The sequence below is a fragment of the Paenibacillus sp. FW126-R14 genome (genome assembly GCF_058789495.1).
The window spans coordinates 19,457-42,804 of sequence record NZ_JBYTBS010000015.1 but is presented as its reverse complement, the minus strand read 5'-3'; the positions used below and the strand labels follow the sequence as shown (position 1 = coordinate 42,804).

The 23,348-nt window shown below is 50.9% G+C and carries 24 protein-coding genes; 13 read left to right on the top strand and 11 right to left on the bottom strand.

The features are described 5' to 3' along the window. Positions 1–13 precede the first annotated feature (13 nt). Positions 14–2,044 (bottom strand): serine hydrolase domain-containing protein, encoded by a 2,031-nt coding sequence (locus AC3WRW_RS12310; RefSeq protein WP_492546610.1) that lies wholly within the window; start codon positions 2,042–2,044, stop codon positions 14–16. Between the two features lie 234 nt (positions 2,045–2,278). Here AC3WRW_RS12310 and AC3WRW_RS12305 point away from each other — a divergent pair, with 234 nt between their 5' ends. Then, positions 2,279–2,797 (top strand): DinB family protein, encoded by a 519-nt coding sequence (locus tag AC3WRW_RS12305; RefSeq protein ID WP_492546609.1) that lies wholly within the window; start codon positions 2,279–2,281, stop codon positions 2,795–2,797. A gap of 86 nt (positions 2,798–2,883) precedes the next feature. Here the strand turns inward: AC3WRW_RS12305 and nagA are convergent, their stop codons facing one another. Then, positions 2,884–4,056 carry an N-acetylglucosamine-6-phosphate deacetylase gene (gene nagA, locus AC3WRW_RS12300; RefSeq protein ID WP_492546608.1) on the bottom strand — a complete coding sequence of 391 codons (1,173 nt, stop codon included), beginning with the start codon at positions 4,054–4,056 and terminating at the stop codon, positions 2,884–2,886. Then, entirely contained in the window at positions 4,053–4,781 is a 729-nt protein-coding gene (gene nagB / locus AC3WRW_RS12295) for a glucosamine-6-phosphate deaminase (protein ID WP_492546607.1), read from the bottom strand. The genes nagA and nagB overlap by 4 nt, the downstream gene beginning before the upstream one ends. Positions 4,782–5,022: 241 nt before the next feature. On the opposite strand from nagB, the gene AC3WRW_RS12290 reads away from it, so the two are divergent. From AC3WRW_RS12290 to AC3WRW_RS12275, 4 genes are all read left to right on the top strand, one after another. Next, complete coding sequence (locus AC3WRW_RS12290; protein WP_492546606.1) at positions 5,023–5,691, top strand: HAD family hydrolase; 669 nt, start codon at positions 5,023–5,025, stop codon at positions 5,689–5,691. Positions 5,692–5,761: 70 nt separating this feature from the next. After that, on the top strand, positions 5,762–5,986 hold the full coding sequence (locus AC3WRW_RS12285; protein ID WP_492546605.1) for a spore germination protein: 225 nt from the start codon (positions 5,762–5,764) through the stop codon (positions 5,984–5,986). A 629-nt stretch (positions 5,987–6,615) separates the two neighbouring features. Beyond that, the gene (locus AC3WRW_RS12280; protein ID WP_492546604.1) at positions 6,616–6,831 is read left to right on the top strand and encodes a hypothetical protein; all 216 of its coding nucleotides are present in this window, start codon (positions 6,616–6,618) and stop codon (positions 6,829–6,831) included. A gap of 11 nt (positions 6,832–6,842) precedes the next feature. Continuing rightward, a complete protein-coding gene (locus tag AC3WRW_RS12275; RefSeq protein WP_492546603.1) occupies positions 6,843–7,658 on the top strand; it encodes a cation diffusion facilitator family transporter in 816 nt (271 codons plus the stop codon). 181 nt (positions 7,659–7,839) lie between these two features. Here the strand turns inward: AC3WRW_RS12275 and AC3WRW_RS12270 are convergent, their stop codons facing one another. From AC3WRW_RS12270 to AC3WRW_RS12250, 5 genes are all read right to left on the bottom strand, one after another. Then, a complete protein-coding gene (locus tag AC3WRW_RS12270) occupies positions 7,840–8,973 on the bottom strand; it encodes a YheC/YheD family endospore coat-associated protein (protein ID WP_492546602.1) in 1,134 nt (377 codons plus the stop codon). A 6-nt stretch (positions 8,974–8,979) separates the two neighbouring features. Further along, positions 8,980–10,107, bottom strand: a complete 1,128-nt coding sequence (locus AC3WRW_RS12265) for a YheC/YheD family endospore coat-associated protein (protein WP_492546601.1) — start codon at positions 10,105–10,107, stop codon at positions 8,980–8,982. After that, on the bottom strand, positions 10,107–11,471 hold the full coding sequence (locus AC3WRW_RS12260) for a YheC/YheD family endospore coat-associated protein (protein WP_492546600.1): 1,365 nt from the start codon (positions 11,469–11,471) through the stop codon (positions 10,107–10,109). The genes AC3WRW_RS12265 and AC3WRW_RS12260 overlap by 1 nt, the downstream gene beginning before the upstream one ends. A 99-nt stretch (positions 11,472–11,570) precedes the next feature. After that, entirely contained in the window at positions 11,571–12,698 is a 1,128-nt protein-coding gene (locus tag AC3WRW_RS12255) for a YheC/YheD family endospore coat-associated protein (RefSeq protein WP_492546599.1), read from the bottom strand. Positions 12,699–12,707: 9 nt separating this feature from the next. Next, on the bottom strand, positions 12,708–14,084 hold the full coding sequence (locus AC3WRW_RS12250) for a YheC/YheD family endospore coat-associated protein (RefSeq protein WP_492546598.1): 1,377 nt from the start codon (positions 14,082–14,084) through the stop codon (positions 12,708–12,710). A 160-nt stretch (positions 14,085–14,244) separates the two neighbouring features. On the opposite strand from AC3WRW_RS12250, the gene AC3WRW_RS12245 reads away from it, so the two are divergent. The 5 genes from AC3WRW_RS12245 (at position 14,245) to AC3WRW_RS12225 (ending at position 17,998) form a co-directional block, all read left to right on the top strand. Beyond that, positions 14,245–14,580: a YlbF family regulator gene (locus AC3WRW_RS12245; RefSeq protein ID WP_492546597.1), complete on the top strand. Its 336-nt coding sequence runs from the start codon at positions 14,245–14,247 to the stop codon at positions 14,578–14,580. Between the two features lie 181 nt (positions 14,581–14,761). Continuing rightward, on the top strand, positions 14,762–15,052 hold the full coding sequence (locus AC3WRW_RS12240; protein WP_492546596.1) for a hypothetical protein: 291 nt from the start codon (positions 14,762–14,764) through the stop codon (positions 15,050–15,052). Positions 15,053–15,102: 50 nt separating this feature from the next. Beyond that, positions 15,103–16,104 (top strand): FAD:protein FMN transferase, encoded by a 1,002-nt coding sequence (locus AC3WRW_RS12235; RefSeq protein ID WP_492546595.1) that lies wholly within the window; start codon positions 15,103–15,105, stop codon positions 16,102–16,104. Beyond that, positions 16,085–16,657: a ferric reductase-like transmembrane domain-containing protein gene (locus AC3WRW_RS12230; protein ID WP_492546594.1), complete on the top strand. Its 573-nt coding sequence runs from the start codon at positions 16,085–16,087 to the stop codon at positions 16,655–16,657. The genes AC3WRW_RS12235 and AC3WRW_RS12230 overlap by 20 nt, the downstream gene beginning before the upstream one ends. 285 nt (positions 16,658–16,942) lie before the next feature. Next, a complete protein-coding gene (locus tag AC3WRW_RS12225) occupies positions 16,943–17,998 on the top strand; it encodes an acyltransferase (protein WP_492546593.1) in 1,056 nt (351 codons plus the stop codon). A 569-nt stretch (positions 17,999–18,567) separates the two neighbouring features. On the opposite strand, the gene AC3WRW_RS12220 is transcribed toward AC3WRW_RS12225, so the two are convergent. Beyond that, positions 18,568–19,596 (bottom strand): NADH:flavin oxidoreductase/NADH oxidase, encoded by a 1,029-nt coding sequence (locus tag AC3WRW_RS12220; protein ID WP_492546592.1) that lies wholly within the window; start codon positions 19,594–19,596, stop codon positions 18,568–18,570. Between the two features lie 220 nt (positions 19,597–19,816). Here AC3WRW_RS12220 and nfsA point away from each other — a divergent pair, with 220 nt between their 5' ends. From nfsA to AC3WRW_RS12205, 3 genes are all read left to right on the top strand, one after another. After that, on the top strand, positions 19,817–20,545 hold the full coding sequence (gene nfsA, locus AC3WRW_RS12215) for an oxygen-insensitive NADPH nitroreductase (RefSeq protein ID WP_492546591.1): 729 nt from the start codon (positions 19,817–19,819) through the stop codon (positions 20,543–20,545). A 106-nt stretch (positions 20,546–20,651) separates the two neighbouring features. Continuing rightward, positions 20,652–20,933: a hypothetical protein gene (locus AC3WRW_RS12210; RefSeq protein ID WP_492546590.1), complete on the top strand. Its 282-nt coding sequence runs from the start codon at positions 20,652–20,654 to the stop codon at positions 20,931–20,933. A 254-nt stretch (positions 20,934–21,187) separates the two neighbouring features. Further along, positions 21,188–22,501 carry a DRTGG domain-containing protein gene (locus tag AC3WRW_RS12205; protein WP_492546589.1) on the top strand — a complete coding sequence of 438 codons (1,314 nt, stop codon included), beginning with the start codon at positions 21,188–21,190 and terminating at the stop codon, positions 22,499–22,501. On the opposite strand, the gene AC3WRW_RS12200 is transcribed toward AC3WRW_RS12205, so the two are convergent. Further along, positions 22,498–22,800, bottom strand: coding sequence for a YtpI family protein (locus tag AC3WRW_RS12200; RefSeq protein WP_492546588.1), 303 nt, complete (start codon positions 22,798–22,800; stop codon positions 22,498–22,500). The two genes, AC3WRW_RS12205 and AC3WRW_RS12200, sit on opposite strands and share 4 nt — an antisense overlap. A gap of 85 nt (positions 22,801–22,885) precedes the next feature. Next, positions 22,886–23,287: a sporulation membrane protein YtrI gene (locus tag AC3WRW_RS12195; protein ID WP_492546587.1), complete on the bottom strand. Its 402-nt coding sequence runs from the start codon at positions 23,285–23,287 to the stop codon at positions 22,886–22,888. Between the last annotated feature and the right edge of the window lie 61 nt (positions 23,288–23,348).

The following is a 23,348-nucleotide window of genomic DNA, read 5'->3' as shown; positions in this document are numbered from 1 at the left end:
TCCTTAGTGCGTTTTACGGAAAATGATAAAACATCGCGGCGGCTTCTTTGCGCAGCATCGGCTGATTCGACCGATAGTTGACCGCGCCGGCTGCGTCCGGAACGACCTCCGGGCCGTAGTAGCCTCTGGCGACGATGGTTTGCACGCCTTCCAGCGCCCAGTCGTCGGTATCGCCTGTCAGCGCGGCTTTCAGTGGAACGGCTCCAGCCGAGCCGAAGCCAAGCAGCAGCGCACGCGACAAGATGACAGCCGCTTCCTGGCGGATGATCGGCCGGTCCGGCTCGAACGCGTCGCGGGTCGTGCCGTTGACGAGGCCTAACGCAAGAGCCGTCTGGATTTCGGCGGCATACGGACTTTGTACAGCGTCGGCGAATGACACTGGTTCCGGGGACAAAGGGATATGGGATAGTTTTATTAACTGCCCGACGAATTGAGCGCGGGTGATCGGCTGATCCGGGTTAAACGCCAGACTGTCTTCTTTCCCGAGCAAGCCCTGCTGCTGAACATAGTAGATGAATCTCGCATAGGGGTGGTTGTCGGGCACATCGGAAAAGGGTTTCGGGCCTGGCAGCTTTTCCGACCAGCTGTCCGCTTTATTATAGGAAAAGTACAGCTTGCCTTCGCCGCCATCCTTGAAAGCCGCTTTTCTGCCGTCTTCATCCTCGAACAGCAGCTCCTTGATTTGCTTCAAGCGATGCGTCCCGTAAGAGTCGGTGACAAGCAGTCCGCCGACTTGTGCGACTACATCGTAATGCCATATTGGAAGCCTTAAATCGCGGTAAAAGCCTTCCAGACGCCCAAGCTGATCTTTCGTCTGGCTTATGGGAGGTGCTGTTTCTTGCGGCGGATTTGGCGATTCCGGAAAATAATGATCCATGAACGATTTGAACAGCTGAGAGCGGATCGTTCTCGCTTGCTGCGCACTGTTCAATGCGACGAATAGTCCTATTTTGCGTTCGGGCAGCAGCCACATTTGTGCTTGAAAGCCTGAAGAAACGCCGGCCTTGTCGACGACGGTTTGCCCGTTCGCGTACTCCGGGAACGACGACTCGAAGCCGTAGCCGACGCCCGGAATGTCGGGATGAATGGATACGTCAAGCTGCTGCATATCCCGAATGGACTGCGCGCTCAGGATGGACGCACCTCCCAGCTGGCCGCCGTTTAACTCAGCCCTCATGAACCGGGCCATATCCGCCCCTGTCGACATGAGGCCTCCGTCTGGCGAGTTATTCGGGAACGTGGCGTACTGCGGAAGCGGTTCGCCGGCTCCGTCATGCGGGACGGCAAGTCGTTTTTGCACGTCCGGTGTGAGGATCAAATGGCTGTTAGTCATACCGAGCGGCGCGAAGATGTGATCGGCGACGATGGTATCGAACGGTTTGCCAGAGACATTTTGTACGATATAACCCAGCAGGTCGTATGCGTAGTTGTCGTAACTGAACGCTTCTCCCGGCTTTCGGATGACGGTAGGAAGGTTGTCCTTGACGAAAGCTGCCAGCGTGTAAACGTCCTGCGGATCTCCCTCGTCCGTGTCCGCCTCCGTTTGGTCGAAACCGCTCGTATGCGTCATCAGATGTTTGAGCGTCAGTGGAGCGCGCGTATTGTTCGGAATCCGGAGCCCGTTCAAATAGCCACCGATATCACGGTCCAGATCGACTTTGTGCTGCTCGGCCAGTTGCATGACGGCGGTTGCGGTAAACGTTTTGGAAAGCGAGGCCAGACGGAAGAGCGTACTGCCGGGATCGACCGGTGTCTGACGCTCCGCGTCGGCGTAGCCGTACCCTTTGGCTAGCAGCGTCCGATCGTCCTTGACGACGGCGATAACGGCACCCGCGAGTTTTGCTTGAATGTCCGCTCGGTTGAAGAAGCTATCGACGAACGATTCCGTCTCTTTCGGATCGGAAGGCCCGCTTTGAGGCATCTTCGTCTCGGTCGCATTAACGGCTGGCGGGATGAGCAAGGCTGCAATCAATAAAGCTGCAATCAACAAAGCCAAAAGCGGTTTGCGGATCTTGGACGCGGGGAAAGCTGAGCGAATGTACATGTGGATCTCCTTTGTCTTGAGATAGATGAGGGACTTGAAGCCCTATCCTTACCGTAGCACATTCCCTCAGAAGACGAATCCGTATCACTGCGCGGTATCCGCGCCGTTCGCGCATTTGTATGGCGTGATCGCGCCAACGGGCAGCATCGGTTTAAAGGGAAATATTCCTTCTTTCGCGAATAGGTTTATATCTGTTTTTGCGAAAATAGCCCACTCATAGGAAGGAGCCGTTATATGAATTTTAATATGAAAGAAGCTATTGAGGTTCTGGAGCGAACACCGCAATCATTGGAATTTTTTTTATCCGGCCTATCGGATACATGGGTGAATTGCAATGAAGGCGAAGGAACCTGGACTGTCTCCGAAGTCATTGAACACCTCATCGAGTTAGAGAAAGATACGTGGATACCAAGGTTAGCCTTTATTCTGCAGGAAGGCGAAAGCAAACCATTTCCCGCCATTGATCTCAATTCCCACACAATTGAAAGTTTATCCATGGAACAAAAGTTAATGGAATTTAAAACGTTAAGAACACAAAATTTAGCCAAACTTAAAGCTCATATGGAAACGGATTTGAATCTTGAGGCGACGGGCTTACACCCTAGATTAGGGGTAGTGAAGGCAAGTGAATTATTGTCTACCTGGGTAGTTCATGATTTAACGCACACGGCTCAGATCGTACGGGTCATGGCCGGGAGATACAGGACGGATATTGGGCCTTGGAAAGAGTATATAGGCATATTGAAAAAGTAACGATGGACATGTGAACCGCATTGTAAAATGAAGGAAGGGCTGCTCCTCAAGTAGATGATCTACTTAAGGGGCAGCCCTCTTATCATTTAGGCTTGCAATTCTACGCCACGAATCCATACGTGTTCGATATCGAGATCGGGGCTGACAAGGAGCAGATCCGCCTGCTTGCCTTGCGCAATCGAGCCGTGCGACGCCTGAAGCTGCAGCAGCCGCGCAGGATTGCCGCTCGCGAAGCGGCTCGCGTCTTCGACGCTGACACCGACCTCGCGCACCATGAAACGGAGCGCATCGATCATCGTCAGCGTGGAGCCGGCGAGCGCGCCGCCTTCCGTCAACCGGGCAACGCCCGATTGAACGGTGACGGCTTGCCCGCCAAGCTCGTACTGCCCGTCGCCGAGTCCCGCGGCTGACATGGCGTCCGTGATAAGCAGCAGGCCATGCGGCTGCTTGGCTTTCACCAGCAGGCGAATCGCTGCCGGATGCACATGGATGCCATCGGCGATGACTTCGCCGCTGATGCGGTCGTCGGTGAGCACGGCACCGACGGTACCGGGTTCGCGATGATGCAGCGGCTTCATCGCGTTGAAGGTGTGCACCGCGTGCGAGAGCCCCGCGTCAGCCGCCGACTGGATGTCGGCGTACGAGGCGTCGGTGTGGCCGCAGGCGGCAACGATGCCGTGATCGCGCAGCCACGCGATCGTCTCATGCGCTCCCTCGCCTTCAGGGGCGAGGGTCAACTGCTTCACGAGCTGCGGATAGCGCTCGTGCCAATCTTGCACCCACGCAAGCTGCGGCGGCAGCATCAGCTTCGGATCCTGCGCGCCGGCCCATTTCGGCGAGATAAAAGGTCCTTCCATATGCACGCCAAGCAGTCTGGCGTAAGGCATCGGTTCTTGCATATAGCGGTTTACTTCGCCTAGGACGCGGTCGATGTCTTCACGCGTTGCCGTCATCGTCGTTGCCAGCATGGAAGTCGTGCCGTTTAAGGCGTGAAACCGGGTAATGGTATCGAGCGTCTCCGGGCTCGCCTCCATGAAATCAGCGCCGTACCCGCCATGCACATGAACATCGATGAAACCGGGCAATAACCAGCTGCCGCGAGCATCGATCGTTTGGGCATCCGCATCGGGAGCGCTAGGTTCCCACTGCGTGCCGGTCTCGATTGCCGCGATAACGCCATCTTTGATATGAACGGCGCCTTGTTCAATGACGCCCTGTTCGGTTACGATTTTGGCTCCCGTGATGACGAGTCCGCTCATTCGAAAAACCTCCCGGCCTCAGCGTCAAGCAGCACGACAAGGTGCGGGTGCGTTTGCAGCAGAGTAGCCGGAACTTCGGTTGTAATCGGTCCTGTCAGCGCACGGTGGACGATTTCCGCTTTATCTGCTCCGCGAACGATCAGCAGGATCGTTTTGGCTTTGAGAATTGTGCCGACGCCCATCGTTAAGGCATGCGTAGGCACTTCCTCAATGGTGTCGAAAAACCGGGCATTCGCTTCGCGGGTTTCCGCTTTCAATTCGACGAGATGCGTTCCGCTGACCAGCGAATCGTCAGGCTCATTAAAGCCGATATGTCCGTTATGGCCGAGGCCGAGAATTTGCAAATCAATCTGCTTCGCATCGTCAAGAAGTTCGTTGAATCTTGCGCATTCCGCTTCCAGATCGGGAGCATTCCCGTTCGGGATATGAGCGGATGCGGCAGGCAGGTCGATGTGCGCGAACAAATGCTGGTGCATATATGCGTGATAGCTCTCAGGATGATCTACCGGCAAGCCGACATATTCGTCCAGATTGAACGTAGTGACGTTTTTGAAACTGACGCGGCCTTTATTGTAAGCTTTAACGATCTCTTCATAAATCCCAACTGGCGTGCCGCCCGTCGCTAAGCCCAGCACGGCTTTTGGCTGCATTTGGACAAGCGAGGTAATAATCCCGGCTCCGGCCTCATTGAGTTCTTGTTGATTTTGAAAAATGTGAAGATTCATATTCGTGCTCCTCGCTCTCATCGGCAATTATTTACATTGGTGGGTTGAATTTTGAAACTATTTTGCATAAAAATATCATTTTTCGATGTAATTATTCTCATTTCAATCATAACTGTTTTTATTGTTCACGGCAACAGGCTTTTTCCCAAATATGAACATTGACTTACATGGGTATGTTTGCCATTCTAAACTAAGATCATTATACGTCATGCAGAATTTATGCCGGAGAAGGAGCTAGATGATGAGTATACAGAGAAACTTACCTGAAGCTATGTTTTTTGATATGGATGGCACGTTATTTCAAACGGAGACGCTTCTGTTGCCCGCTTATCATGCGACATTTGATGCGCTTAGAGAAAAGGGCCTGTATGCGGGAGAAACTCCGCCGGAAGAAAGAATCTTGGGAGCGCTGGGCATGCTGCTTGAGCATATTTGGCAGCGGGTGATGCCGGATGCTTCGACGGAGGCGCGCCTGGCAGCCGATGAGCTACTGCTTAAGTTTCAAATGGAGGGGCTGCAGCAGGGGCAGGGCAAGCTGTACGAAGGGGTTGCGGAAACGCTGCAAGCACTGAAGGACAAAGGCGTCCGATTATTTGTGGCGAGCAACGGGTTGGAGGACTATGTCGGCCATGTGACCGAAGCGATGGGGCTTTCCCACTTGTTTGAAGACTTATACAGCGCGGGAAAATATCAAACCAAATCCAAAGTGGATCTGGTCAAAATAGCCCTTGACACGCATGGGATTGAATCCGCCTGGATGGTAGGGGACCGTTCTTCCGATGTGGAGGCAGGCCTAAAAAATAACTTGACCGTAGCGGCTTGCGATTATGCCGGCTTCCGGGAAGCCGGAGAGCTGGAAGGCGCGCATATTCGAATCCGCAGCTTCGCGGAACTGTTGGAATATGTTTAACCGGAAGTAGTCGCAAACCGGGTAGGCTGGGCATACACTGTAGCACATTGAGATAAGGGTGCTGATCAGAATGCCTTCTTTTATAGGAATTTTCAACATTATTAGGAACGAAGGAAGCCTGGTGAACGGAGACACGTTAGTAATTGCTCCGACAAGCGCAGCCAAGTCGTATTCCGGCAGCGGAGGCGACATTACGGGGGATTTCGGGGTTTCCACCTCTCTATTTAGCGCGACGGTTACGTTTGACCCCGATGTTGTGGAAGCTGGGGCTAACAAAGTGGCTACTGGAACGTAAAGTTTGTTAGGATGATCGGCTTTAAGCTCTGGAAACGGGCTTAGGGCCGATTTTTTTATTCCACAATTTATAGGGGGGAGCGGAGCTTGCTTCTTAGTTCATGCAGGGATGGCGGATGCGTTTCCAGTCTCCATGGCTTGCTAGAGGGGGAGCTACAGGGCGTTAATTTGCTGGAAACGCCCCTTTCGGCTAGGGAAAAGGAACTAGGGTCCGCTATTCCACCATTTGAGCAGTAAGTTAGATCATTGAGGTGAGATAAGGCCCTGTAGTTCCCCTCGGGAGCGCGAAAATCGGCTTTTCGTCGAAATAAGGGAATGGAGTGGACATTTGTTTAGAATGGAGCTACAATACGCTGCGCTCGATCGGGCACAGTTGTTCCATGCGCACGCCAGTTGCAGGTCGGGGCAAGGGAGAGTCAAGCAGTTTGAGCAAGTTGGATTTGCTCATTGGAATCGAAACAACTGCCACAGCCGCGCGGCAAAGAGGCGGAATTTCTCCCTTTTAGGCGCAACCATATTGACAAAAGCTGGCTTCACTTATTAATATATGAATAAGTGCTCATATATTAAATTGTTATGTATAAAGTTACGGTCAGCATGCCATTCTAGTGGCAGAGCAACAGGGAGGGAATGCCATGCATCAACATTCATCAGAAGAAAAATCTCATTCTCATAAGGATCATGCTTCATGCAGCCACGAGGGTCATAGCGGCGAACATACCCATGCGCACCAAGGAGATCATCATGGACATGAGGGACACCACCATGGACACCATCACGGGCACGGACACCATCATCATGGTCATAGCGGAAGCAAACAGGGGCTGCTTATTGCGCTTTGCATAACCGCTGGAATCATGATTTTAGAATTCATCGGAGGGTTATGGACGAACAGCTTGGCGCTGCTCTCCGATTCGGGCCATATGTTAAGTGACGCCGGTTCGCTGTTGTTAAGTTTGGTCGCGCTTTGGTTTGCGGCTAAACCGTCGTCGGCCAGCAAATCGTTTGGCTTTCACCGCGTTGAAATTTTAACGGCGCTCTTTAACGCGGTCACTCTTTTTCTGATTGCCGGTTTTATTATTTGGGAAGCGATCGACCGGTTTTTTAACTCGCCAGTCGTAGCCAGCGGTTCCATGATGATCATTGCCAGCATTGGGTTAATAGCCAACCTGCTCAGCGCTTGGTCGCTTATGCGTAAAGGGGACGTCCACGGCAATTTGAATCTGCGCAGCGCGTATCTTCATATATTAGGCGATGCGCTGGGCTCGGTCGGGGCCATTGTTGCCGGTGCGGTTATGCTTATTTTTGGATGGTATGCGGCCGATCCGATCATTAGCGTCATCGTGGCTCTCCTTATTCTCAAAGGAGCTTGGGCTGTTCTGAAATCTACGATTCATATTTTGATGGAGGGGACGCCCGCTGAAATTTCTTTAGGAGAAGTCAAGCAGGAGCTGGAAAGCATCAATGGCGTCATGAACGTACATGATTTGCACATCTGGACGATTACTTCCGGACTCGACGCATTAAGCTGCCATTTGCTCATCGCTGACGATCAGGACAGCCAATCCATCCTGCAGCAAGCGATTCATCGGATGGAGGAACGTTTTCGCATTAGCCACGCGACAATCCAGATTGAGAATTCAACGAATAAGCATTCGGAGCTAAAAGTATAGCTTGTCCGCTTTGCGATGATACATGTACAGGGACGGGATCTGCTCCTGCAGGAGCTTATGTTCATGATTTGTCCACGCGGCTTGCGATGGGGCAATCGGCGGTCTCTCGGTCTTTCATTCATCCAGCCTATGTAGGTCGGAAGCTCCTGACAGCCAGGGGCTGCCGCTTCCGATTGATTGCTTAATCCATTAAATCCGAATCTTCGGATGCTTGCGTTTCTAATTTGCGTGTTTGTTGTTTCAGCATCCAGACCGCGTATTCGATGGGCCGTGTAACGGCCTTCTGGTAGGTGGCATTCTCGCCGATTCTGCGAAAAACTTCCCGGGAGGGCTTGGGATTGACTTCGAGCAGCCAAACTTCGCCTCGCGGATCTACCGCGATATCCATGCCCAACTCGCACAGTTTGCCGAACTTCGTTTCCAGAAAATCCGCGAGCATATAAGCAAAGCTGTTCATTTCTTTCTTGATGTTTTCCGTTTTTTCAGGAGAAGCAAAACGGTACGCCAGCAGTTTATCTAGAGAAACAGCGCTGCCGCCCCCGTGAAGATTCGAAGTGATGCTGCGCTGAGGACCGATACGGCCCGCACAGCCGGTGACTTCCCATTCACCTTGGCCGTTTTTCTGAATGAGCAGCCGGTAGTCATGCACGCGTCCGTCCCTCAGTTTCAATTGAATGCCCTGTTGAACCACATAGTCCGGGCTTAGCTTCAGCGAATGCAGCTTGACGAGCAGCTGTTTTTCGCTGGCGCGGTACGGGGCGATGATGGTTCTTTGCTGATTTCTGCCTTGCAATAAATAGAGGTCGTGATCGAGTTGTTCAATTCGCAGTATGCCTCTTCCACCCGTTCCGTTTTTCGGTTTGACATAAACGAGTTTATGCTTTTTGAGAAATTTCAGCAGCTCCTGCACGGAGCTGAATCGCACGGTAACCGGCAGGTAGGAGCGAATGCTTTCATTCTCGGAAAGGATTTTGTGCATGGACCATTTGTTGGCTAACGGCCTGCTCAAGAAGATCAGCTTGGCATGACGATTGCGAAACGCTTTGAGCATGTGATAATTGGCAATGGCTTTGTAGCGGCAGCGGTCATATATAACAGGCGGCATGGATGTGCGGCGTCGAATCCATCTGCCGTGAGCCGCATCATAAGTCAGCGTGCGTACGGAGTTGTCGGCGTCGACATCGGTCGGCGAGAAGACTTCGACTTGAACGCCCAGTTTTTTACCTTCTTTACTGAGCCTTTGAAAGTAGGAGAGTTCTTCCAGTTTGGATTTGCTTAAATAAATAGCGAGTACGCCCAGTCGTTGTGAAGACAAGCATAATCACCTTCTTCTTCCATTATTAATAAGGTAGAGGCTGTAGCGAATAATGCGTTCAAGTGATTTTTTGCGAATTTTGGGTTCGTCGAATTTCATCGGTTTGGAGTTTGCTTCAAAGAACCAGATATGTCCTCCGATATCCACGCCGATATCCATCGACATTTCACCGAGCTGATTGCCCGACGATTTTTCGATTTGGGTGGCGAGCGTAACGGCGGCTGTTTCGACCCGTTTTAAAATGTTTTTCGCTTCCTTGGCACCAAAGCCTTGCGTAAGCAGCTTAAACGGATCGTCGATCGACCCGCCCCGGGGGACGTGCGTCGTAATGCTGGCCTTTCCGGCAACGCGCGCACCTATGCCTGATACGCTCCACTCGCCTTTGGATGTCTTCTGGATGAGTGCGCGCAAATCATAGGCACGCTGTTGGTATCTGGCTAATGCGATCCCCTGCTGAACAATATATTCATGGGTGCCGCGGTGACGATTCCATTCGCTCCAGAGATCGGATGTGGAATTGTGATAAGTGTAGGTCATCTGTTTATCGACTTGGCGGCTTAACCGGTATTGGGTTTGATTGCTCTTCGTTGTCAACCGGTCAATTCGCATAATCCCTTTTCCGGCTTTGCCTTTCACCGGTTTCAAATACAGCACGGAATGTTTACGCAAAAGGGAAGTCAAATCGTCCGCCGAGCTTAATTGCTTGGTGTCGGGCATGTAAGGTTTGCTTTCTTTGGCGCCGTTCAGCCAGCTAAACAAAGTCCATTTGTTAAAGAAGGAAGAATTAAATAAATGGACGCTGGAGCTGCGATTGCAGGCTTGAATGGTTTGTTGGACTTCGGGCTTCATCTCCATTTTGCGGTAGGGTATCCGGTTATAGACGACCTGAGGAGCGGGAACAAGTTCCCTGCTCCATTTCTTCTTCTGAGCGTTGTAACGGTAGCCGTGGATCTCATTGCTCGTTAAATTGAAGTCTTTTGTCGTCACGACGTAAACATCAACCCCAAGCCGCTCACCGGTCTGGATTAAATCAAGAAAATTGTGCAAATTACCGCGGAATACCCGGTTGCTATCTTTCACGGTTAGAATGGCCAGCGTCGGAGTCGACTCTTTATTGTTCAGGAAGAAAGCCATTAGTTTTCCCTCCTAGAGCGGAATCTGCTCAAGTAGAGGCAGTGCTCGTAAATGCTTTGCAAAGTAGCGTGGTCTCCCTCTTTTAAGGACGGATGTTTGAAAATCGATCTGCCCGGTTTGGCATTCGCTTCGAACATCCAAATTTTCTCATTTTGATCGATGCCGATATCGAATCCTAGCTCCCCGAGCAAGTGATTGTAGTTATTTTCGATGCCTTCAGCGAGTTTGATAGCTGTTTCTTTGGCATTCGTAAGCACTTGTTCTGCCCGGCTGCCGTAGATTTGGCGAAGCACTTGCTCTGGCGTCATTAACTGGCCGCCGTTGCGGATGTGGGTGGTTACGCTGCCCTTGCCGGATTTCTTGGCCCCGATGGCGGCTACAACCCAGTTGTTGCTCCCGTTCTTCGTCATATGGAAGCGGAAATCAATCGGACAATTGTCGATTTCGATGAGGCGAATTCCTTGCTGGGCCACGTAGTTCGAGAGACGTCCGCGTCCGGTGCCGAGCATCTGCATGAGACCTTCGAATTTCCCATAGCGGATGAGCACGTTTTTGCCGCCTTTGCGGTAGCGGACGAAATAACCGCGTTTCGGGTTGTAGGTGACCCGGAAAATACCGATGCCCAGGCTGCCTGCCGTAGGTTTTAAATAAATGAATTTATGTTTGTCGAGCATTTCTTTAATTTGATCCGCAGACGGATTGATGCGGGATTCGGGTACGAATTTGAAAGCATCATCCCCATCTAGCATTTTGTAGACATCCCATTTATCAAAAAAGCTCCAGTTAAAGAGCGGAATGCCTCTGCGCACAAACCGGTCCTTAAAGCCCTCCATACCGGCGGATTTCTCGGCTTTGCGGCTGGAGAGCCGGTTGTAGACGACATCAGGCAGCGGGAAAGTTTTACGAGTCCAGCCCCCGCCTTCTTTGGGAATAATGCCGGTGACCGTTTCCTGAACCCAGTTGACGTTCCTCGGGCTGAAGGCAAATATAAACGATTTGTTTGAACCTGTATTTAAAACTTGGCGGATGAATCCGGTTTTTGTGCCGAAGGGAGACGACCCGCCTGTGATATTCGTCAAGACGCCGATGATCGGGCCGATGCGCAGTTCTTTATTCGTCGTACTGGCCACCATGACGCTCCCCGCTCGAGGTATGCGCAGTGAAGCCATTAAGGAAAGCGGAATGTACATATGCTGACCACTTTTTTTGATCAGGCGGATCGGTAGAGTGGCTGATTTGCTGCCGACCTTTACAGTAATCGATTTATTCCCGGTTAACCGTAAAGCTTTGACGAGTTCACTTGTTAAGTAGACCGATCTATCTGTTCGTTGTACGGCGTGGAGCATACACGTTGTCAAACTCATTAGGTTACCCTCCTAAACTTGTTGCCCTACGGGGCTTTCCGTGTCTTAGCAGACAGTTATGACCGTTTGTCCGCCCAGGCACATACCAGCAAGCCAAGCTTAGCTCAGCTTTTTGTGCAGCAAATATCCAGCATAATAGACGGGGTTAGCAATGGATTTCAAACGCGCTTTCTCGTTATGCATACGCGCAAAAATCGTTCTGCCCGGCTTGGAGTTCACTTCCAGAATCCATACGCGGCCCAAAGCATCGATGCCAAAATCAATGCCAAGCTCCGCCAATCGCCCATGATGGCTTTCGAGAATCGGAGGGATGCGTGTCGATAGCATGGCAACCGTGGCCATAAGCTCACCCGCCTTGGTCTCGCCGAACTCCCTCGTGAGGAAGGCGGGCACCTCTTCGGCAGTGCCTCCGCCGTGCAGGTTGGAGGTTATGCTGCCAGGCTGGCCGATTCGAACCGCCATGCCCGTGCTTTCCCATAAGCCGGAGCCGTTCTTTTGTACGAGAGAGCGTATGTCGTAAGCCATTCCTTCGGATGATTGCAGGCGCAGATATTCTTGTATGAGATAGGGCCGGGTGCCGATACGGCTGTGCAGCCAATGCCAGCAGGAGTGGAAATGTTGGAAATGACGTTCGACAAGTCCGTTATGCGCATTGCGGCCTTTGACATGAAAGGCAATGCTGCCATCCATTGCGGTTATTTTGCGTAGATGCATGGCGCCTCTCCCTTGACTGCCGCCTTGCGGTTTAAGGAACGCGTCATCCCTTGTATGAAACCAATTTCTAAGGTCACTGCCGCTTGTGAGCAAGTTCGTCTCGGGCAAGTAACGGCTGAGCGTGCTGTCTTTTTGCATCATTTGCCCAACTTCCCACTTCCCGCCAAGCCCATAGCCTAAGAAGCGAATAAGGGGTGTTTCGCGCAGCTTCTTCACTTGGTGCAGGTAGTGGTCATAGCTGCTCTTATTGCTAAAGAAGCATCGGTCGTAAATCAGCGCAGGCAGAGGAAAGAGCTTGGAGACCCATTCTTGCGTTTCCATCTCAAAGGTGTAACCTCGTACCGTTTGCCCTTTCCAATCAATGCGATTCGGTGAGAATACGATGACGTCCAGACCTTCCCGGGCAGCGCAGCAAGTCAGATGTTTATAGAAATCCGAGCTTGCAAAAGGCAGCTCCCTATTGAGTTCAGTGACCATGATCCCGAGCAATGGACGTTTGGTGCTTCTTCGCATAATGCCACCTCAAATCTTTGCCAAATATTTGGCATATTGCACGAGTTGTTTCACGGACGGCCTGATTTTTTTCTCATTGTTTAATGGTGTGTTATCGTCTTTAGACGGTTTGGAGTTGACTTCAAGCAGCCAAACCTTACCCGTTTTATCTACAGCAAGGTCGATCCCTAACTCTCCAAAATGACTGGGAATTTGTGCTTCAATCCCTTTGGCGATGTCCAGAGAAGCCTTGCGCAAGCGTGCCTTGACAGAGACACGAGCAGTTGGTGAAACGGATGATTTGGCCAGAGCGCCCGTCACATTCGTCAAAGTGCCGCCCCGTGCGAGGTTGGAGACGAAATGCTGGGTTCCGGCAATGCGTCCGACAATCGAAGTGACCGCCCACTCGCCTTTTGCTCCGCGTTGGACGAGGGAACGGAAATCAATCGTTTTTCCTTCGGTTGTGATGAGATCCAGTCCTTGCTGCAGCTGATAGCGCTGGGTTTTGAGCTTGCCGGCAATCGCCTGAAAAAGAGTGGAAAGGGACGGGAATGTTTGTTTGCGCACGCCGTTTAAGTTCGTAAAGTCACACGTATAAGCGTCGCCGGGTTCCCGGCGAATCCGTATGATCCCTTTTCCCAGCGAGCCGGTGATCGGTTTGAGAAACAGGACGGGATGGCGGGAGGCCATGGATTTGAGCATTTGATAATTTTTGAAGAGGTAAGATTCCGGCAAATACCCGTGAAGGGAGCTCTCTTTGCGCAAGGCATCGAACACTTCCGTTTTGTTCAAATATTTCTCATTGAAGACCTCGGTGCCGTGACGGGCTTTGGCCTCTTTCAAAAATTGTTGAACATTCGGCTGGTTCTCGTACTTGCGCGAGGTAAGGCGGTTGTAAATCACATTCGGAATCGGAAACGTTCTTTTGTTCCATGAACCGTTGGAATACGCATACGCAGAAATGGAGCTGGCATTCGCTTGCATTTCGCCTGGCGGGAAAAAGCAGACGACAGCCCCGTATCGTTCACATGCAGCCGTCATTTCTTTACAAAATGCGGTGATAGCACCAAACGGGCGATCGGGCGCATTCTTATAAACGCGGCTGATCATTACACCGATTAAGGGTCCAATCGACAAGGTGCCCACATTGTGCCTATAATGAATATTAAGCTGCGCCCCTTGATGAATACCGATCTTGGCGGCGAGGACGGGATTGAACCGCAAACTGTTCGATGTAGCCGCCGTGATGACCTTGACATCCTGTTTGGCAGAGCCGAAGCGCAGGACCATCGATTGATTGGACGGAACTTTCCATTTTCTTGCAATGGCTTCACTTAGAACAACGGTCCGATCATCCAAATAGATGCTGGTTCCTTGAATGGATATTCCGACTTTCGTCCTGGTCAATAGCGAACACTCCTTCCAGCATCAAAAATGGCATTGCCGTTTAAGCAAAGTAAACTACTCCATCATATGAGGACATATATCCCTTTGTGCTTGGGATGTGTTCGAAACTGTTTGGGGAAGAGCCCAACCGCGAGTTGGGAATCATGAGGAGGTAATGGAAATGAATGTGCATGATAGAGCTTACGAGCTTGCAAAAGCAATTAAGGAAAGCAGTGAATATAACGATATGTTGGCGATTCGCGCGCAGATTAGCCAGGATGCCTCCAGCAAAAACGCACTGGAAGATTTCCGTCAACGTCAAAATGAGCTTCAGCAGAAAATGGCCGCAGGCGCAATGCCGCCGCAAGAAGAGATGGAGAAACTGCAGAAGCTGTACGACGAGCTTGCCCTGAACCCGGGCATCAAGCGGTTGTTCGATGCAGAACGCCGTTTATCCATCGTGCTTGAGGATGTGCAGCGCATTATTGCGGAACCGTTGCAAGCGATGCTGAAATAATTAAAGAGACTGTTCGGGAAGTCGCAGAATCTGCGAAACCGGATGGTCTCTTTTTTTTGAATAGTAGTAGTTTTAGTTTCAGTGGAGTTTCAGTGATTGTTAAGCGTTTATTCAGGCATTGAAGGAGGGGAGCAATTATAATGTGGATTAACCAAATCTAGCAGATTGGAGGGGAATCATAATGATGAAGTCCAAGTGGACGAAATGGCAGATGGGGATCGTCATAGCGGTATTTCTGTTCTATTTATTTCAAGAAGTGAAAACCAGTCCGCAATTTCTGGCAAAAGTGAATGCAGATACAACGTCCAAGCAGCAAGTTGTTTCGGAAACCGTTCCAAAGCAGCCTTCCTCCAATCGGTTCGGCAATCGTACGGACAGCGGGAGACGGAATCGCGACCAGATAGCCGGCGGCTCCACAGATTTTTCGCAATCGTCGCCAGTAAAACCGCACACAAGAAGTCAAGCTTCATAGATGATCGAAGGGGATGAAACGCGGTGCTCCAAGACATAAACTTTCGTTCCATGAATACACAGATTGAGGCGCTCTTCCATTCTGCAAGCGAAATAACGGGGCTCGAGAGAGAAATCACTTCGTTCTTTTCAAATGCAGAGCAGCGATTCAGCAGATTTCTGCCTAACAGCGAATGCTCCCGGCTAAATCAGCGGGCAGGAAGCAGGTGCATGATCTCACATGAGATGGCGAATGTGCTTGAGCTGTCCCGGCACTATTTTGAAGCAACGGAGGGGCTATTCGATATTTTCATTCTTCCAGCCCTTGAGCGGGCCGGATATCGGCACTCGTTCGAGCTTATAGGCGATGAGGGCGGTACAACCGAGTATGGGCATGAGGCAGGGCAGTTTGTGCAAAAGAATAACGTACATATGGATCTGGATTCAGCCATGCTTTCTGTGCAAGTGCCGCTTAACCAGCGCATGGATCTGGGAGGCATCGTAAAGAGCTGGACGGTTCATCGTATGTCGGAGCTGCTTCGCAGGGAGTGGCGTTTGCCAAGAGGTCTTGTCAATGCGGGAGGAGATGTGGAAGTCTGGGGAGGCGCAGCGGACGGCGAGCCTTGGGTCATTGCCATTGATCACCCGAGTCGCGGCCGAAGGGAACAGGCAGATGAGCTGCTGCTGTTATTGACAAGAGGGGCAGTCGCTACATCGTCTACGCAGAAGAGAAGTTGGAAAACCGGCGAAGGCAGCATGCATCATCTCATTGATCCCCGTACGATGCGGCCAGGCAGCTCTTCGGTCGTTCAGTGTACGGTTGTGGGGGATAATTTGATGGATTGCGAAATTTGGGCAAAAGTGATGTGCATCCTCGGCATGCGGGAAGGACTGCCCTTATTCAGGCGAAATGCGCAGCGCTTGGAAGCGCTGATGTATACAGAAGACGGAGCTCTTCATCATGTTCAGCCTGCCCCGCATACAGGCATAGGTCAATGGATCGGTCTTCAGCCAGATTGCGTATATGAGTGGAAGGAACAGGGAGGTAATGATTATGATTCAGTTGTTGGTTGATTTGCCCGTTTGGCCGCTGATCCGTTTATTTGGAATCTTGTCCTATCTCAGTTTATTTGCAGGGATGTCACTTGGAATCATGTACAGCTTTCCGCAATGGAGAGGTCCAAGAAAAGCGCAGCTTCTTCGTTACCATACCTATGCGAATCAGGCAGGGACTTGTTTGGCGCTGCTGCATGCCGTTCTTCTGATTATCGATACGTTCATGCCATTTGAATGGAAAGAACTTTTGGTTCCATTTACGGCCAAGCATTCAGCAGGCCTAAACGGCATCGGCTCCATAGCTTTGTATGGATTGCTGCTGCTCATTTTTACAACAGATATTCGTCAGCGGTTAAAAAGAAAGCTTTGGCTTGCGCTGCATATGCTGTCATATCCGATATTTATTTTGGCCTTGCTTCATGGCTTATTCATAGGAACGGACAGTTCGAATATGTTGATTAAAGCCATGTATATCAGTACGGCGAGCATCCTGGTTGGTTTAACCATTGTGCGATCTTTTATTCGTCCCCGCAAACGTCAGACTCGGGAGCGGGAGACCGTTTCTGCCTAGTGTAAAGAAGAAGGAAGATAACTGGAAAATCTCCATCTAAATGCTCGAAAGATGACCTCGTAGGTAAAAAAACTGGAGTACCTCCCGCTAATTGAACCGGATTCAGAGAATTTTCATGAAATCGGTGCAAACAGAGGGAGGTTTTCCTGTTATTTACAACCTCCATAGCCTATTAAATTTCAATTATGGGACAACCTTTTTTTGCCAGTGAGGAAAGTTGCGAAAGATGTCGAAACTGTCTATAGTAAAAGGGTATGTTTGAGGAAATGAGGATTTGAAACCGATATGGCCAAACAAAAAATTACGGAGCTCGATATTGTCAGAGCGATTGCGATTCTAGCCGTCGTCACGATTCATGTTACGGCAGACTGGACGGTGGATCCGGCTTTGAAAGGCAGCAGCTCGCAGCTGCTTATGTTATTTTTGAACAAAATAAGCTATTTTGCCGTTCCTGTTTTTATTTTCTTAAGCGGCATTGTGTTGTTCTACATATATACGGATAATTGGAGCGCCAAACAGGCCGGCATCTTTTATTGGAAACGTGTGAGGCAGGTGCTTGTCCCTTATATCGTATGGTCGTTTTTTTACTACATATACAATCCTTGGCTCTGGACCCCGGAGCACCCAATTAAGATAGAGCCGCGGGTGTTTCTGGAGCAGTTGAAATGGGCGGATTCGGGCTATCATTTATATTTTATGATCATTATCGTGCAGTTTTACCTGCTGTTTCCCCTGTTTGTTTGGGCTGTGAGAAATGCCGCTTGGTTCCGCAAAACGCTGGCGCTTTGGGGACTCGCCATACAAGCCGGCGTATACGTGTACAGCCATTGGTTCGGGTCGATCGCCCACAAACCGGAACTGTGCGTTACCTACTTCGGATACTTCCTCATCGGAGGCGCCATCGGGATGAATTACGGGGCTTTCCGAACGTGGCTGGAGCGCAATAAAGGCTGGGTTATTCCGGTTTCCATCCTTATCGGCTTAACGTATGCATCGCTATACTTGCTGGGACTAAAAGGATACACGTTTGAAAACACGTGGTATGAGGTGCTTTGGCTGCTTTATAGCATCGGAATCGGCGTAAGCTTCATCTGGATCGGGAAGTGGCTCCTGCAAAAAGCCGCGCCCGTCGGCCGCTTCTTTGTTTCCCTGGGTTCCGTGTCATTCGGTGTGTACTTGATGCATCCGGCGCTGCTTTCTCTGTGGAAGTATAAGGTCCAAATGCCGGGCTCGATCGCGCTTTTCCATATGTATAATGTGATCGTGCTTGTGCTGATTGTGGCGATTCCTTGGGTGTTGACGCTGCTGTATCGTAAGGTCAGGAAGTTAGTGGGGATTTAATGGAAAAAGACAGAGCGGGATGTGTTTCCTGCTCTGTCTTTTTTTAATAGATGTGTACTTTTGCTTCGCATCTACCTCGATAAACGCGCCCGTCCTAAAAGGACGACGAAGTCGTTTATCCTTGATTGGGCGAAAAATAGAGGTGTTGCGGGGCGCTATATGGCCAAAAACAACCCCTTCAACCCCTGAAACTCAGTTTTGCGCCTAAGTAAGGGAACGATGTTCCCCCAGAATGGGACATCCGCGCGAGCCAGCCACAGCCCAATAGTTCTACCATTCGGGCAAGCTGCAAGCTGGAAGCTGGAGTAAGCGGAGCCCACAAAGAGTTACTGCGTTTATATACGCGTCCTATGCTGCACTTTGTGCAACGAAAAAAGGGGTTGCGGGTTGAAATTCGGAGCTATGTTGTACAAAATGCATTCATTCTTACAGAATGCTCCGAAATCGGCACCTTTCCGCTCCCTATGCTGTACAGAATACAACATAGGGAAGCGAAAGCGCCTAATTCCAGTCATATTGTTGTATAAACTGCAACATAGCAATAGCAATCCTCAAGCGCAGCCAATAAATCAATACCCACGCGCATATTGCTGCGGGATGTGAGCATGCTCATGCCCCAACTGAACGGCAGCATGCGTCGCCCAATACGGATCGCGGAGCAGGCCGCGGGCAACCGCGACGAGATCGGCATCCTCGCCGGCGATGACCGACTCGGCCAGAACCGGATCTGCCAGCAGGCCGACGGCAATGACCGGCACCTGCAGCGCTTCGCGAATTTGCCGCGCGAAAGGCACTTGATAACCGGGGGAATTGCCCGGTTTGCGCTGGCCTGCAGGGCCTTCCCCGCCTGAGCTCACATGAAACGCATCGACGCCGGCGGCTTGATACGCTTTGGAGAGTTCGATGGCGTGGTCAATATCATAGCCGCCGTCAACGTACTCGACCGCGGAGATACGGAAAATGAGCGGCATGTCGGCCGGCATTTCTTTTTTCACCGCTTGAATGACTTCCACGCCGAATTGGGCGAGATTGTGCCCGTAAATATCGTCTCTTTTGTTCGTGAGCGGCGATTGGAATTGGTGAATCAAATAGCCGTGAGCGCCATGCAGCTCAATGGTGTCCACGCCCGCTTGCACCGCACGTCTCGCAGCATCGCCGAACTGGCGCACGACGTCCTGCACCTCGTCCGTTGTCAGCGCCCGCGGCATTTTGTAGGCATTACCGGGGAAAGGGATAGCCGATGGAGCGACAGGCACTTCGGCGTCCTCGGCTTTACGCCCTGCATGGGCGATCTGGATGCCGATTTTTGCGCCATGCGCATGAACGCCATCGATGATTCGGGCGAAGGCGGGGATATGTTCATCGGACCAGAGGCCCAAATCGTTGTCTGTAATCCGGCCGTCGGGATGCACATCCGTCATTTCCATGATAATGAGGCCCGTCCCGCCGATGGCGCGAGAGAGGTAATGTACGTAGTGCCACTCATTGGGTTTTCCGTCTTTGGCTGTTACGGAATATTGACACATCGGCGCCATGACGATCCGGTTTTTTATATGCAAGCCTTTAAGATCATAGGGTGAAAATAAATCTTTTTTCATAAGGAAACACCTCCGAAAAATGTGAGTCAAGCTTCAGTCCTGCCATTAGAATGGTGAGTTTGGCTAAAACTATGTATCTAAGTATCGGATGTATTATAATTAATTACAAGTAGCCACTTTTTTGTACGATAGTAACTAAAAGTATACTTAAGGAGCCGTGGGCAATTGGAACGCATCCTTGAGTGAAATAACAAAATGAACCAGGAAAGGTCGCTTCGATATGAACCAAATCATCCAGTTATTGCAAAATCACCGCTCGATTCGCAAGTTTACGGATCAGCCTGTCACGGAAGCGCAGTTGCAGGCCATTCTAACTTCCGCTCAAGCGGCTTCAACCTCCAGCAACATGCAGGCCTTCAGCGTCATCCACGTGACCGATGGCGATCTGAAAAATCAGCTAGCCGCGCTTGCAGGAAATCAGGCGTACGTCAGTGAATGTCCGCTGTTTCTCGTCTGGTGCGCGGACTTGCACCGCTACGCGCAGGCGGCGCACCGCCATGCGGATACGCCTATCACCGGCAATGCCGAGAATCTCATCATTGCCACCGTAGATGCTGCACTCGCTGCGCAGAATGCAGCCATTGCGGCCGAGTCGCTCGGGCTCGGCGTCGTCTACATCGGCGGGCTGCGCAACAATCCCGCTGAGGTATCCCGGCTGCTGGGTTTGCCGCAGCTGGTGTACCCCGTCTTCGGCATGTGCATCGGCATGCCGGATCAGGAGCCGCTGCAGCGCCCGCGGCTCCCTCTTGAAGCGGTATACCATGAGAACGCGTATACGGATAATGAAGAAGCGGTCAGCCGGTACGACGAGACAATCCGCGGCTACATGAACGTTCGTACGGGCGGCAAAGTCGACACGACATGGTCCAAGGAGATGGCCGCCAAAGCGCAGCGTCCGCGCGAGCACATGAAAGCTTTCCTGAATTCGCAGGGCTTCGGGGAAGGGTAGCTTGTTCCAAACTTTCGCTATGCACTCATATAACCAGAACTTGTCTCATACATTGAAAATAGAGGAAGACAGGTTTTGTGAGTTCATCAGACGAAAGGAGCGATCAATGTTGAAAGGGTTTAAAAATGTCGTATACATGAGCGCGGCGCTTGGCATGCTGATTTATTCGCTGCCTCAGATGCAGCTGCGGGACGCGGGCTCCCTGCCGATGGTTTTCAGCTGCATCTGGATCGCCATGGCGCTTCTCGTCATTGCGTCTCATTTGCATCAAATTTTGGGTGTGGACGAAGAGAAGCGGAGAGAGCTTAGGCGTATCAACCGAATGAAAAAATGGCAGCTGGAGCAGCTTGTAAATGGCCGCAAAAAAATGCTGCAGTTTCGTAAATAGCCGGGCATCCGCAAGCTTAGCTTTTATTTGACTTCGAACATACGTTTGGTATAATACGAATAAAGCATCCAATCCAAATAGGGTTGGATTTTTTCAGTAGATTGACAAACGCGCCCGTCCTGAAAGGACGACGAAGTCGTTTATCCTTGCATGAAAGCTGCCCGCATTGTCCTTGTTCTTCGTAACGATTATACTAGTAGTACAGAGTAGTACAGGAACAGGCGAATGGGGTGTAACAGTTGGATACTCAATCCATGGATGCATTAACGAAGCATGAACAAATTTTACGCCATATAGAAAGTTTGAAGCTCGGCAGCCGAATATCCGTTCGTAAAATTGCGAAGAACATGGAAGTAAGCGAAGGCACGGCTTACCGGGCCATCAAAGAGGCTGAGAATCAAGGGCTTGTCTCTACCAAAGAACGGATCGGAACGGTCCGAGTGGAGAAAAAGCTGCGGCAAAACATCGACAAGCTGACCTTCGCGGAAGTCGTCAACATGGTGGACGGACAGGTGCTCGGCGGCTCGCGCGGACTGCACAAAACGCTGCATAAGTTCGTCATTGGCGCGATGGAGCAGGATGCCATGATGCGCTATATCGAGGCAGGCAGTTTGCTGATCGTCGGTAACCGGAACAAGGCGCACAGCTTAGCGCTTGAACAAGGAGCGGGCGTTCTTATTACCGGGGGCTTCGATACGAGCGCGGAAGTGAAGCTTCTTGCCGATAAGCTGGAGCTGCCCATTATTTCGAGCAGTTACGATACATTTACCGTAGCCTCTATGATTAATAGAGCGATATACGATCGTTTGATCAAGAAGAAAATCATGCTTGTCGAGGATATCCTGGCATCAGGCGCCTCCCTGTATGCGCTCAAGGCGAACAGCACGCTGAAGGATTGGCAGCGGTTGTCGGAGGATACCGGCTACAGCCGGTTCCCGGTTGTCGATGAGTGGAACCGCATCATTGGCGTCGTGACGTCCAAGGATATGGTCGGGGCGAACGCGTTGCAGACGGTTGATAAGCTTATGACGCGCAGTCCGCTCACGGTCACGCCGCAGACCTCCGTAGCTTCCGCAGCCCATATGATGGTGTGGGAAGGCATCGAGCTGCTGCCTGTCGTGGACACGAACCGCAAAATGGTGGGCGTACTGAACCGGAGCGATGTGCTGAAAGCGATGCAGTATATTCAGAAGCAGCCGCAGAACGGGGAAACGTTCGAGGATTTGATCTGGTCCGGTTTGGAAGAGGTCAGAGCGGAGAATGGCACGCTGCAGTTTCACGGCGTCATTACCCCGCAGATGACGAATCATTTGGGCACCGTATCGGAGGGAGTCCTGACCACGTTAATGACGCAGGCGGCCTACCGGATAGTACAGGAGTTTAAAAAAGGCGATCTTGTCATGGACAACATGTCGACCTATTTCCTCAAACCGCTGCAAATCGACTCCAAAATAGAAATACGACCCACCATTATTGAGGTGAGCCGTAAGTTCGGCAAGATTGACGTGGAGATTTACCACGCTGGCGCTTTGGTTTCCAAAGCGATGCTGACCGCCCAAGTCATCTAGCGCAGCATGCGGTCGAAGTGTCCCTGATTGCGGATGCCGGCGAACAGGTTAAACAATCCGAGCAGGACCAGGACCGTGCCGAAAATGCGGCGGAAGCTGGATTCGCTGAAGAAGAAGAGTTGCGTGACGGCAATCATCACCAGCATTAAGCCCATGCAAATATTCATACGGGCCGAGTAGAGACCGCGTTTGGCGGGTTCCTTCTCCCGGCGCGCCCGAAAGCTAAAATATACGGACAAGGCAAGCAGCAGGCAAATAAGCGAGAATAAAGAGATTTGAATCGCGAACATGTGGTTCATCCGTCCTTTTAAGCGAGTTTACTGTTAACTTTAGCGATTTTAGGCGGAGATTGCAATCACATCTCGCACAGTTTCTGAAGATTGCTTAGGTTCGTTTCTCTTGGGCGGTAATCCAAATGGTCAATTCGGTCTGAATCAGGACGATGGATTTCACTTCAACGACATATTTTTTATCGTGCAAAACGTACGTCTTTTGGGTAATCAATTTCTCGTACAGAGGCTGAGCATCCTTGACATAAGTAGCTTTTTGGCCGATTACGATCTTAAACTCGCTCTTAATATCGCTCTCAATTTCTTTTTGAATATCCTCGCTGATCAAATCTTCCTGATTTTTGGGAACTAAATGGACGTTGACGACATTAATTAAGGATTGTTTGTTTTTCGTCTTGTTTAAGTTGTCGATATCGTCACGCAAATCACGATTTTCTTGCAAATATTTATGCATTTCCACATACAGCTGCGTATACGTATGCTGATGTATGCTCATATAGACCGCGCTCCCTATGATGGCTCCCGAAACCATCAGACCGAAGCCTGAGAGCAGGCGC